This window comes from Acinetobacter sp. Leaf130 (assembly GCF_001423205.1).
GTDB lineage: Bacteria > Pseudomonadota > Gammaproteobacteria > Pseudomonadales > Moraxellaceae > Acinetobacter > Acinetobacter calcoaceticus.
This window is the reverse complement of sequence record NZ_LMOE01000001.1, coordinates 739,927-752,426: the sequence shown is the minus strand read 5'-3', so window position 1 is coordinate 752,426 and position 12,500 is coordinate 739,927. Positions and strand designations below refer to the sequence as shown.

Here is a 12,500-nt window from a genome sequence, read left to right as displayed (position 1 = left end):
AAACCTACAACAGCAACCATAGATGAATGGCAAATGGCCCAATCAGTACCATTAAAATACCTGCAATTACCATGGTTAAACTTGCAATCACGCCCTCTTCACTATTGCGCTGCTGAGCTCGGACTGTACCAAAACCATGGGCCGCGTTCCCAAAGGCGGCTCCATTTGCCACATTAGAACGAATTTTAGTAATCGCTAAAATTGCATCGCCACAAATCATTCCAACCAAACCGGTAATGACGGTGAATAATGAAACCAAAGCCGCCGAACCATGAATATCTTCAGCTAAAATCATGGCAAATGGTGTTGAAATCGAACGTGCCATCAAACTATTGGTGACTTCAGGACTAAAATGGAACCACTGTGCCATTTCATAGGCAGACATCACACCCACACTCATTCCCACAATAATCGCAATCGATAAAACACCGAGATTTTTACGGATTGTTTCCCGATAACGATAAATCGGTACAGCAAACGCGACCGTAGCTGGACCTAATAAATTAACAATCCACTGCGTATCTTCTGAATAAGTTTGATATGAAATTCCAAAAATCGTCATCAAAATGATGGTGAGTACAGGCACACTAATCGCGGGTGACAACCAAAGTTTTGGATGCTTTTGATAGATTCGCTTTGCCACAACATAAGCTACCAAAGTCCAGATGAGGCAAAGAATTGACCAAATATTCATGTCGCTTTGCTCTTAGATATGCTTATGTTGAAGACGTTTTCGAGCCTGTAAATAAGCCTTCAAACGATTGTAATAGTGAATGGTCAAACACGTACTGAGCATGACTGAAATAGTTCCAACTGCAATGCTCAAAACAATTTGCCAACCTTCACTCATAAACAAGGTTTTATATTGAACTACGGCAACCACCACAGGCACAAAAAACAGTAACAGCTCACCTAAAACAACGGTTGCTCCCATTGCCACCTGATCGATTTTTATAACTTTAAAGAACAGGCATAAAAGCAATAAAAACATACCTAAAATGCCTGCTGAAACAGGTACGCCAAGTTTTTGATGTAAAAGATATCCCACCCACCAAAATCCAGCCAAAATTAGAATTTGTTTAACCAACTCTAAAAGTGGATGTGGTGTGGGTGTTGCAGAAGCAGATTCAGTACTCATTTTGCGAAATTAAATGGTTAACTACACCATTATGCTATCTTGATTAAAACCGCTAAATATGAATTATTCATGTTAATATTATTCCAAAATGGAATAATCTACTCTTCGTTATGCTCTCTTTAAAATCATTACAGTGTTTCGTTACCTTGGTAAAAACAAAAAGCTTTACCCGTACCGCTGAAGAGTTGTATTTGACTCAACCCACCATTAGTAAAATATTACAACAACTTGAAGAGCAGCTTCAGGTACAGCTTTTAGTTAAACCGGATCACGGCCGTAAAAGACAAATTGAATTGACCGAAATTGGAGAGCGCATTTATCAACATGCGATTGAGCTTCTTCAGGCAGAACAAAACATCTTTCTTGAAATTGAAAACTACCAACAATTAAAAACAGGAACTTTAAAACTTGGCGTTCCGCCTTTAGGTTCGCAGCTCCTAACGACTGCCCTATTTGATTATCATCAACAATGGCCAGATATTGAATTGGCTTTTATGGAGGTTGGTTCACGCGGTATTGAACAAGCTTTACTCAATAACGAGCTAGACGTTGGCGTTTTACTGCAGCCCTTTGATGAACAAATTTTCAATAGCATTGAGCTATGTAACTACCCATTAATGGTACTTTTACGTCGCGATGCGACTTGGGCAACTCGCAAAAAAATAAATCTAGAAGAGTTACAACATCAGTCGTTTTTAATGTTTCCAGAAAACTTCTCTCTAAATAGTATTATTCTCGATGCTTGTAAACAGCGTGGGTTCTATCCAACTATTGCTTGTCGTACCAGTCAATGGCACCTCTTGGCAGATATGGTTTTACAACGTATGGGAATTGCTCTGCTGCCACAATATTATACCGATATGCTGGACCCTACTTTATTTGCAGCAGTACCGCTTGAAAAACCAAATATTCAATGGCACTTAGTCATGGCTTGGAAAAAGAATCTTCCTGTCTCACCAGCGGTACAAGCGTGGCTGAGCATTGTTCGTCAGCATTTTCAGCACATTAAACCCTAATGAACAATGAAATTGCTTAATTCAGAAATCGATAAAGCTTTTCCACAAAAAAGCTACCCAATCTTGGAACAGCTCACTTAGACTAGATGCCATCCGTTTTATGACATGGACAATAACAATGAATAATGAACATTTTAAACTGTACACAGATTCACAATTTTTAAGCCCTTACGCTTTTACAGTTTTTGTCGGGCTACATGAAAAAGAAATTCCATTTGAAATAGATAGGATTAATCTGGCACAACAAGGCCAGTTTGAAAAATCTTATCTCGAAAAGTCATTAACAGCAAAAGTTCCTGTACTTGAACACAATGATTTTGCTCTATCAGAATCATCTGCCATTTTGGAATATTTAGAAGAGCTCTATCCAAATACACCAATTTATCCAACAGATATTCAGGCACGTGCAAGAGCTCGACAAATTCAAGCATGGCTCCGATCAGACTTAGTGGCATTAAGAACTGAACGTCCAACTGATGTTATTTTTATTGAACCCACATCTACCCCACTTTCAGAAGAAGGTCAAAAGGCAGCCGAGAAACTGTTTTTTGTTGCAGAAAAACTTCTAGCGCCTGATGCCGAATTTCTTTTTGGTTCATGGAGCATTGTGGATGCTGAATTCGCACTGATGTTACAACGTCTCATCCAAAATGGTGATGCTGTACCAGAGCGATTAAAAAATTATGCACTGCAACAATGGCAACGCCCGAGCGTTCAAAAATGGCTTGCCTTGCGACATAACTAAATCCTATATTTCAACCAAACATGAGATAAAAAAATGAGTGATTCAAACTATATTCCTCCACAAGTTTGGCAATGGACTGGAGAAAAAACCGATTTAAACCAGCCCACTTCAGGTGCTCGCTACGAACACACACTCCCTGTTGGGAAACACCCGCTCCAGCTCTATTCTTTAGCAACACCTAATGGTCAAAAAGTCACTATTTTGCTTGAAGAGCTTTTAGCATTAGGCCATCAAGATGCTGAATATGATGCTTGGCTCATTAAAATCGGTGAAGGACAGCAATTTGGCAGTGGTTTTGTAGAAGTTAATCCTAACTCTAAAATTCCAGCATTGGTTGATCATAGCCAAAACCCACCATTAAGAGTTTTCGAGTCTGGCTCAATTTTGCTTTATTTGGCTGAAAAGTTTAAAGCTTTCATTCCGACCGATATTGCTGCGCGTACTGAATGCCTTAATTGGTTATTTTGGCAAATGGGCAGCGCGCCATATTTAGGTGGTGGTTTTGGACATTTTTATGCCTATGCGCCCGTTAAAATTGAATATGCGGTTAACCGCTTTGCTATGGAAACAAAACGCTTACTTGATGTGTTAGATCAGCATCTAGCAAAAAATGAATATTTAGCTGGTTCTGAATATACCATCGCCGACATTGCCGCATTCCCTTGGTATGGTGGTCTAGTTAAAAACTGGGTCTATAACGGCGCAGAGTTTTTAGGTGTTGATGAATATAAACATGTAAAACGTTGGGCAGATGCGATTCTGGCGCGCCCTGCGGTACAACGTGGTCGTATGGTTAATCGCACTTTTGGCGATTTAGAAACACAGTTACATGAACGTCATGATGCAAGTGATTTTGAGACTAAAACGCAAGATAAACTTTAATTGTTATTTTTTAAATAAAACCCACTTTTGCTCAAATAGTGGGTTTTATTAATCTTCAATATTAAAAATTATTTAATCTATTGATGTAACGAAAGTCCTTTAATTGCCTTATCAACACCTTTTTTAGGTCCTCTTAACGCTACCCCGACCAAATTTAATTGATTTGCATCGTCGGCCAAAAAAGCCGCTCGATTATCCTCATCATTGCCTGTAGAAAACATGGCATGTACATATGGAATAATCGTTAGATCTTGCTCAATTGCTTTACGATGCGCTTTTTGTAGTCCTGATAAATCACCCTCAAATACCAACATCGGCTGCCCTAACATATTGCCGTACTCATAACCATTTGCATCGATATAAGGTTTACCCAACATTTCAGGTACAGCCGAGGCAACTCCCGTTGCCAAAAAAGCCACCACATTTAGCCTTTGCCAAGTCACAAGATCATTACGGACAATCAACGCAATTTTTGTGTCAAACATAAACCTCTATCCTGAATCATTTATCTCAAGTTAGTCATCATGCCTAATCCCGATTTTTCTCGTCTTGTACGTTTGTGCAAGCGCAATCACAAACGTACAAGACCCTAAATTTACGAGTCAGTATGCTGGGTTGTTTTTGATTCAGTAGATGCGTTATGGAAATCTTTCTTTATACCTTAAGTGTGATGTATAGCCCTGGCCCAGTAAATTTTATGGGTTTGAATGCGGGACTTACAGGACAGTTTAAAAAAACCATTTATTTTTTTATGGGTGTCGGCTGTGCGATGCTGATGTTATTCATGATTTTTGGATATGCAGGTGCGGCTATCATTCCACAAAATGCCCTGCACTATATTGCCTTGCTCGGCGCATGTTATACATTTTATCTTGCGTTTCAGATGTTAAAGGCGGATATCGATATTAATGATGAAACCACTGAAATTCAGACACTTTCTTTCTGGAATGGCTTTTGGATACAAACTTTAAATCCAAAAGGGATTTTGGTTATTTTGCCTGTTACAACGATTATGTACCCAACAGCACACATTACCGGCATTCAAATCTTCTTAGTATCGTTGCTCATTTCGATTGGTGCAGCAGGCGCACCCTGTCTTTATTCGTGGGCTGGTGCAGTGTTAGGCAAAAAAATTAAAAATAAAATTTGGTTTAATCGCTTAAATAAAACCATGGCAATGATGCTAATCATTTCTGGCATATTTATGCTTTACGATTTCTTAAAAGGTATAAATCTAATTTAAGATAAAGTTTATGTCAGTCTAAACAGGCTGACTTTTAAATAACCTGTTTAGGAAGATAACTTGTTGATCATCCGCCATCTGGCTGGAGTCAATCCAAATGCTTTTAGAAAATGACGAGTCATGTGGCTCTGATCAAAAAATCCTGCAATTAAGGAAGCTTGAGTCAATGACTCTCCATACATTAGACAAGACTTCACAACCTCTAACCTACGCATGGTCATATATCGATGTGGGCTTGTACCAAATAGCAGTCGAAAGTCGCGTGAAAGACTCCAACGGTCACGCCCAATATTTTTTTCAATATCATCTAAAGAAATATTCTCAAATAAAGATGCATGTATAAACTCTCTGGCACGTTCCGCTGCGACATAGTCATAAGAATGAGAAGTTCGCTGTTTTTTATCTGAAATTTCGTAAAGTGTCGTGGCTAAATCATATAAAGCATCTTGCTTTTCTAAAGGGTCTATATGCTGGTCTACCCCTTGCAATAAAACATCTGTTGCCTTAAATAATCGAATATCTTGGCTTAGTCCATTCTCAAAAAATGGTAGAGGCTTACCCTTCATAATTTCCTGTAGGGTTGCAGGCTCTACGTACACCATCCGATATCTAAAACCATCTCGTGTACCGGACTCTCCATCATGTTTTTCATCAGGATGTAAAACCATGGTCATTCCTGGCAAGCTATGTTTCATCTCTCCCCGATAATGAAAACTTTGAACACCAGTTAATGTCCGACCGATTGCAAATGTATCATGACGATGCGACTCATAAGCATGATTATTAAAAAATGCTTCGATTCGCTCCAGACTATTTGGATCGGAATTTCTGACAATCCAATCATTTGCATTGGGCAGTTCAATCACATAGTCACCAAAATCTTATATTTCTAGACAACATTGAGTATACAAGTTATGGCTTAGACGCTAACCATTTATTTTACAAAGCAACCAGTTATTCGCTTTAGCAGTGAATTCTCTGATTGCTAAATATGATGTGACATTAAACAACAAGTTTATTTAATTTTTATACTTATCTAATTTTAATAATAGTTAATAAGATTAATTAATAATATTTCTAAAAAATCCCCACATGCTCTATTTATAAAAAAATATATATAAATAGATATTCGTTATTTCTGCTTATATTCAAATCAGCGTAAATTCAACAATAACAATCTAGATAGAAGATAAAGGATATTTTTAATGAATGCCAAATTAAATACAGAAAACCGTTCTGGTTTTATTTCATCGGGTTCAAATACATCCTTGTCAAATGAAGAGATTCTTTCTAAAGCACAACAATATGCCCAAGACCATGAGCTTAATTTTAGTGGAAGTTTATCACCCACTGATGCATGGCATCTCGTACAACAAGGACAGGCCGTTTTAGTTGATGTACGCACTAACGAAGAGCGCAAATTTGTAGGATATGTTCCTGAAAGTATTCATGTTGCATGGGCAACGGGCACCTCTTTCAATCGCAACCCACGTTTTTTAAAAGAACTCGAAACCAAGACGGGTAAAGATAAAACCATTCTTTTGTTATGTCGTAGCGGAAACCGTTCAGCATTAGCAGCCGAAGCCGCATTTAATGCGGGTTTCGAGCACATTTATAACGTTCTTGAAGGCTTCGAAGGTGACTTAGATGATCAACAGCAGCGTAATCAAAAAAACGGCTGGCGTATTCATCAACTCCCTTGGCAACAAGACTAAAACTTCAACACATTTTCAGTGAATCAAGGAAAGCTTGTGACTCAATGGAACATTAATGCTGTTGTACAGGGTTTACAACAAGCAAGGCATGACTGGCGTCAGCAACAGCACAGAATCAAAGAATTTGGGGGCCGTGAACTTCCATCTAAAGAAGCTTTGAAAGCTATTTTAGATGATCTCTGCGGGATTCTATTTCCAATGCGCTTAGGCCCTGCCGACTTACGTCAGGAAACTGAAGATTCTTATATTGCCTATACTTTAAATCGGGTACTCACAGCCTTACATGCTCAAGTACAACTGGCTTTAAATTATGAGGCAAAGCGTCATTTGGGTCATTCAAGCACAGCCCAACAGCCACAAGAGCTTGCTCAAAATATTGTGCAGGATTTTGCTAATACCTTGCCTTCTATACGTCGTCTTTTAGATGGCGATGTGCGTGCGGCCTACGAAGGTGATCCGGCGGCACATAGTGTGGATGAGGTACTACTCTGCTATCCGGGCATATTTGCGATTATTCATCACCGAATTGCGCATCAGTTATATGCCCAAGTACCTCTACTGTCTCGCATTATTTCTGAGTTAGCCCACTCTGCAACTGGAATTGACATTCATCCGGGTGCACAAATTGGTAAAGGATTTTTTATAGATCATGGTACTGGCGTAGTGATTGGTGAAACCAGTGTCATTGGGGAACGTGTCCGTATTTATCAGGCAGTAACGCTTGGAGCAAAACGCTTTGAAACCAATGATGATGGTGCTTTGAAAAAAGATTATACACGCCATCCAATTGTTGAAGATGACGTTGTGATCTATGCAGGCGCCACTATTTTAGGCCGTATTACGATTGGTCGAGGGTCCATTATTGGGGGAAATGTCTGGCTGACACATAGTATTGCCGCAGGTAGCCAGATTTTACAGTCACCAAATGAGTCTTATCAAAAAAATCATATTCCCGGTTAAAAACTATAGATGTGAAATAAATAGATAAGGAGACAAATAAATAGTAAGAGCTGAATTAAATTAATGCTTATTTCTCATTTAAATATATTTTTATTTTAAAGATAGATTTTTAATTAATAAGCCACCTATTCAAAGTTTATAAAACCTTTTTATTTTTTTAAAACCAGAACTAATTCTAGTTTATATCAATACTAGAGTTTTTAATTTTTTGATTTTACCAAGCCACTGTAATAAGGAAAAATGATTCATGGCGAAAAATACTGATAAAGCCCAACTTGCGCTTGGGGACCATGCGGCTCGCCAACTGGCCAATGCAACCAAGACAGCTCCTCAACTTTCTACAATTACTCCCCGATGGCTGACTCACTTACTTCAATGGCTTCCTGTTGAAGCAGGTATTTATCGCCTAAACCGTGTAAATAATACCGATGATATTCAAGTGGCTTGCACACAACGTGATGAAGCAACTTTACCTCAAACTTTTGTTGATTATGACCCAGAGCCACGCGAATACTTTTTAAATGGTGTATCGACTGTTCTGGATGTACATACACGTGTTGCTGACCTTTACAGCAGCCCCCACGATCAAATTAAGGAACAGCTACGTTTAACGATTGAAACCATTAAAGAACGTCAAGAAAGTGAGCTCATCAATAACCCTGAATATGGCTTATTGGCGAGTGTGACAGATGACCAACGTATACCAACTTTAAATGGCCCACCAACTCCAGATGATTTAGATGATTTATTACGTAAAGTCTGGAAAGAACCAGGATTTTTCCTAGCACATCCAGATGCAATTGCAGCATTTGGCCGTGAATGTACACGTCGTGGCGTACCGCCTCCAACAGTGAGTTTATTCGGTTCGCAATTTATTACATGGCGCGGGATTCCACTCATTCCATCTAATAAAATTCCAGTAGAAGATGGCAAAACTAAAATCTTGCTGCTTCGTGTCGGTGAAAAACGTCAAGGTATTGTCGGCTTATTCCAACCGGGGCTTGCCGGTGAACAGTCACCGGGGCTTTCAGTACGTTTTATGGGCATTAACCGTAACGCGATTGCATCTTACCTAATCTCTTTATATTGCTCGCTTGCAGTATTGACTGATGATGCTTTAGCAGTATTAGATGATGTGGAGGTGGACAAATATCATGACTACCCAGTTAACTACAAGTAATCTGCAAGGTAGTCCAACGGGGCCTGAAGTGACTGGTGTTAACCCACCAGCCAACTTCCCTGATGAGTCCACCATTGCTCGACTTGCTAATGAGTTTTTTTCAGCATTGCCAAGCTCAAGCAGTTCAGCTTCTCCATCAGGCCTTAACTTGGACTTACCTGTCGGAGCGCCACCGCATCCACCGCAACCGGGTGAACCATTTTCTGCACTGAGTGGTCGTGCGCCCAATATCGCCTTTCAGAAAAGTCTCAATCCAGAATATCCTGAGCATATTCCAAATTTGCCAGACTACCCTGAACGTCGAATTGTAGCGTCTGCGCCTGTGGTTGGTGGAGCTAATTTGCCACGCCCACCATTTGAACCACATTTGCCACAAGCTGCTCATAGTGAACCAAACGTGCCACGCATTGAACCAAACTTACCAACGGGTGCTGGTGAATCACCTTATTATTTTTTAAATGATTTTTCTGCCCCAAATGCAGCAGAACCGTCTGTTACTGGTGTTGAAGATAATTATTCGGTTGCGCAGTCTTTTCAGTTACCACATGGCGACCAGCTAAAGTCTTTGCTCATTGAAGATCGTTTTGCAGCTGATACACCAGCAAAAACCTCACCAAGCTCTGGATTTTATTTCTTAGACTTACCACAAAGTGGGCAAAGTTATAGTCACTATCAACCATCTCAACCTACCTTTGTAGCAAGCAGTGCTCAGCCCTTAGATGTGCATGCCATTCGTCGTGATTTTCCAATTTTGCAGGAACGCGTCAATGGTCGCCCGCTAGTCTGGTTGGATAATGCTGCTACTACGCAAAAACCACAGCGTGTGATTGATCGAATTGCTTATTTTTATCAGCATGAAAACTCAAACATTCATCGTGCTGCACATGAGTTAGCAGCTCGTGCAACCGACGCCTATGAACATGCAAGAAATGTGGTTGCCCGTTTTATTGGTGCACCCTCTTCCAAAGAAATTATCTTTGTTCGAGGAACCACTGAAGGCATTAACCTAATTGCAAAAACATGGGGCGAACAAAATATTGGTGAAGGTGATGAAATTATTGTTTCTCACTTAGAACACCATGCCAATATTGTACCTTGGTATCAACTCACTAAAAAAACTGGAGCAAAATTACGAGTCATTCCTGTTGATGATACGGGTCAAATTATTTTAGAAGAGCTGCCAAAACTGATTAATGAACGCACTAAACTGCTGTCTATTACTCAAGTGTCTAATGCTTTAGGAACAGTCACACCTGTTGCTGAAGTGATTAAAATTGCCCATGCCAAAGGTGTACGTGTATTGGTTGATGGCGCTCAATCTGTTTCGCACATCCCTACCGATGTACAAGCTCTCGATGCAGACTTTTTTGTGTTTTCTGGACATAAAGTATTTGGGCCGACGGGTATTGGCGCGGTCTATGCAAAACCAGAGTTGCTAGAAACTATGCCGGTTTGGGAAGGCGGCGGTAACATGATTCAGGATGTTACCTTCGAACAAGTAGTTTACCAACCTGCACCAAACAAGTTTGAAGCTGGAACTGGAAACATTGCCGATGCAGTCGGTTTAGGTGCGGCACTTGAATATGTAGAAAGTTTAGGCATTCATAACATTGCACGCTATGAACATGATTTGCTTGAATATGGTCAAAATGCGCTTAGCAGTGTGTCTGGTTTACGTTTGATTGGAACTGCGCATCACAAAGCCAGTGTCATGTCGTTTACCTTACAAGGCTATTCAACCGAACAGGTCGGTAAGGCTTTAAACCAACATGGTATTGCCGTACGTTCTGGTCACCATTGTGCACAGCCAATTTTACGTCGTTTTGGTGTGGAACAAACCGTGCGCCCGTCTTTAGCTTTTTATAATACGACTGAAGAAATTGATTTATTGGTGTCTGTTTTACATCAGTTAACACGTAATAAGCGTACTGTTTAAATCTATTTTTGAAAAAAGACTGCTTTCGAGCGGTCTTTTTTATAAATTATTTACTGAACCTTCTTGAGCTCAACTTCATATATAGGAACAAGTCAAAGTAGCTATCACAGCGGAGTCTTGTTATTTTAATTTCGACTCCTAGATTAACCTTCGGCTCGTGCTAAGAGTCATCTACAGCCTGCCCATCATTTATAAAAATAATGTTTTCGCAACATTTCCTGATAGATGAAAACAGTTAACAGGTTCTGTAGATGACAAAGTTTTTTGGTTACTTTTTCCAAAAAAAGTAACAGAATTAGCTACTTTCTATTGGTGTATAAACGATAAGACTCCGCCTTGAACACTATAAGCAATCTAAAATCGTACTTCTGCAACCCCACTAAATACTCTCGGCAATTAAACAAACAATCCCCAAATCAATCTCAATGCAATTCCAATTAACAACAGCCCCATCACCCTTTCAAAATAAACCCCAAACTCCAAAAATCGTTTACGTACTATCGGATGAGCAAACATTACACTCACGACCATAAACCAAATGGCATTAACCATACACATCCATACGCCATAAAAGATCTGAACTTTCATGGGGGTTGTTACACTCACAATCGTAGTGAAAATCGCCAGAAAAAATATCGTGGCTTTCGGGTTAAGAGCATTAGTTAAAAAACCCATCGTAAAGGCTTTAAATAAACTTGGAGCATCTGAATCTGCCTGGTCATTAATCTCAATATTAGTATTCGGCTGACTACGCAAACACTGCCATCCTAAATAAAGCAAATAAGCTGCTCCCGCTGTTCGGATGAGTGACATGAGCCATTCGCTTTGTTGAATCAAAAAGCCAATGCCAACAAGCGTATAAAACACATGGACCGAAATTCCAACACCAATACCAATCGCAGTCAGACATCCAATTAAGTAGCCATAACGTACACTTTGTCTTACCGTAACCACAAAATCTGGTCCCGGTAAAATCACTGCCAAAAAGTGAATGAGTGCCAGTGTTAAAAACTCATGCCCATACAACTGCCACATTTATTCAGCCTCCTTGGCAACGCTATAGCTAACACTGAGCTTTCCTTTCTTAATCTGATAGGACTGAATTTCTACAAAACCAATATCCCCCAACGCTGCAACATGAGTCCCGCCACATGGAAATGCAGAAAACTCACCAAAACCGATTTCACGAAAACCATCTGCATGTTGCTGAAGATTGGCTGGTAAATTAGCCTGAATATATTGTAAACAATGCTGTTCAAGCATTTGAGCATCTAACTGCTGAGCTGTATCCAAAGCAATGAACTGAACTCGTGCATCATGTGGCCAGTGCTGCGCTTTTACAGCTTGCCAGCCAAATAGATGCATTACATGTCCAAGCAAATGTCCTGCTGAATGTAAGCGGCTATGATAACGACGTACTGCTTCATCCACTTGTGCAAAAGCCACTCCCAACTCAACAGGTTGTGTGCAGTAATGAATAATTTCCCCTTGTTCAATCGCTACATGCACTACATCAACTTCTGCGATTTTACCCGTATCACTCGGTTGACCACCGCCTTGAGGATGAAATGGGGTTCCCGATAAATGCACTGCAAAACGCCCATCTTCACAAGAATTACACGCTAGAACTTCAACCTCAGCGGCAAGAGCACCTGTTAAATACAATGCTTGCGTCATACTTTTCT

14 protein-coding genes and 1 pseudogene are annotated in these 12,500 nt (G+C 40.0%); 8 read left to right on the top strand and 7 right to left on the bottom strand.

Annotated elements, in window-relative coordinates:
• Window positions 1–4 precede the first annotated feature (4 nt).
• The gene (locus ASF86_RS03140) at window positions 5–694 is read right to left on the bottom strand and encodes an LrgB family protein (protein ID WP_056479359.1); all 690 of its coding nucleotides are present in this window, start codon (window positions 692–694) and stop codon (window positions 5–7) included.
• 12 nt (window positions 695–706) lie between these two features.
• Window positions 707–1,138, bottom strand: coding sequence for a CidA/LrgA family protein (locus tag ASF86_RS03135; RefSeq protein WP_056479357.1), 432 nt, complete (start codon window positions 1,136–1,138; stop codon window positions 707–709).
• A 110-nt stretch (window positions 1,139–1,248) separates the two neighbouring features.
• Between ASF86_RS03135 and ASF86_RS03130 the strand changes: the two genes are divergently transcribed.
• The 3 genes from ASF86_RS03130 (at window position 1,249) to yghU (ending at window position 3,781) form a co-directional block, all read left to right on the top strand.
• Complete coding sequence (locus ASF86_RS03130) at window positions 1,249–2,154, top strand: LysR family transcriptional regulator (protein ID WP_056479355.1); 906 nt, start codon at window positions 1,249–1,251, stop codon at window positions 2,152–2,154.
• Window positions 2,155–2,272: 118 nt separating this feature from the next.
• Entirely contained in the window at window positions 2,273–2,899 is a 627-nt protein-coding gene (gene yfcF / locus ASF86_RS03125) for a glutathione transferase (protein ID WP_056479352.1), read from the top strand.
• Between the two features lie 33 nt (window positions 2,900–2,932).
• Window positions 2,933–3,781: a glutathione-dependent disulfide-bond oxidoreductase gene (gene yghU / locus ASF86_RS03120; RefSeq protein WP_056479349.1), complete on the top strand. Its 849-nt coding sequence runs from the start codon at window positions 2,933–2,935 to the stop codon at window positions 3,779–3,781.
• Between the two features lie 77 nt (window positions 3,782–3,858).
• Here yghU and ASF86_RS03115 read toward each other — a convergent pair whose 3' ends face one another.
• Window positions 3,859–4,266, bottom strand: coding sequence for a DUF2000 domain-containing protein (locus ASF86_RS03115; RefSeq protein WP_056479346.1), 408 nt, complete (start codon window positions 4,264–4,266; stop codon window positions 3,859–3,861).
• A 155-nt stretch (window positions 4,267–4,421) separates the two neighbouring features.
• On the opposite strand from ASF86_RS03115, the gene ASF86_RS03110 reads away from it, so the two are divergent.
• Window positions 4,422–5,024, top strand: coding sequence for a LysE family translocator (locus tag ASF86_RS03110; RefSeq protein ID WP_056479343.1), 603 nt, complete (start codon window positions 4,422–4,424; stop codon window positions 5,022–5,024).
• Between the two features lie 47 nt (window positions 5,025–5,071).
• On the opposite strand, the gene ASF86_RS03105 is transcribed toward ASF86_RS03110, so the two are convergent.
• Entirely contained in the window at window positions 5,072–5,890 is an 819-nt protein-coding gene (locus tag ASF86_RS03105) for an AraC family transcriptional regulator (RefSeq protein ID WP_056479340.1), read from the bottom strand.
• Between the two features lie 339 nt (window positions 5,891–6,229).
• Between ASF86_RS03105 and ASF86_RS03100 the strand changes: the two genes are divergently transcribed.
• From ASF86_RS03100 to ASF86_RS03085, 4 genes are all read left to right on the top strand, one after another.
• Window positions 6,230–6,739, top strand: a complete 510-nt coding sequence (locus ASF86_RS03100; protein ID WP_004642463.1) for a rhodanese-like domain-containing protein — start codon at window positions 6,230–6,232, stop codon at window positions 6,737–6,739.
• A gap of 18 nt (window positions 6,740–6,757) precedes the next feature.
• Entirely contained in the window at window positions 6,758–7,699 is a 942-nt protein-coding gene (epsC, locus tag ASF86_RS03095; RefSeq protein WP_080026793.1) for a serine O-acetyltransferase EpsC, read from the top strand.
• Window positions 7,700–7,946: 247 nt separating this feature from the next.
• Window positions 7,947–8,879, top strand: a complete 933-nt coding sequence (locus ASF86_RS03090) for a family 2A encapsulin nanocompartment shell protein (protein ID WP_004642462.1) — start codon at window positions 7,947–7,949, stop codon at window positions 8,877–8,879.
• Window positions 8,854–10,815, top strand: coding sequence for a family 2A encapsulin nanocompartment cargo protein cysteine desulfurase (locus tag ASF86_RS03085; RefSeq protein WP_056479337.1), 1,962 nt, complete (start codon window positions 8,854–8,856; stop codon window positions 10,813–10,815). Before ASF86_RS03090 ends, ASF86_RS03085 begins: the two co-directional genes overlap by 26 nt.
• A 160-nt stretch (window positions 10,816–10,975) precedes the next feature.
• Here the strand turns inward: ASF86_RS03085 and ASF86_RS19560 are convergent.
• From ASF86_RS19560 to ASF86_RS03075, 3 genes and pseudogenes are all read right to left on the bottom strand, one after another.
• Window positions 10,976–11,096: pseudogene (locus tag ASF86_RS19560) on the bottom strand (hypothetical protein).
• A 115-nt stretch (window positions 11,097–11,211) separates the two neighbouring features.
• Window positions 11,212–11,850: a LysE family translocator gene (locus ASF86_RS03080; protein WP_005047610.1), complete on the bottom strand. Its 639-nt coding sequence runs from the start codon at window positions 11,848–11,850 to the stop codon at window positions 11,212–11,214.
• Window positions 11,851–12,492, bottom strand: coding sequence for a hypothetical protein (locus ASF86_RS03075; protein WP_056479334.1), 642 nt, complete (start codon window positions 12,490–12,492; stop codon window positions 11,851–11,853).
• Window positions 12,493–12,500 lie beyond the last annotated feature (8 nt).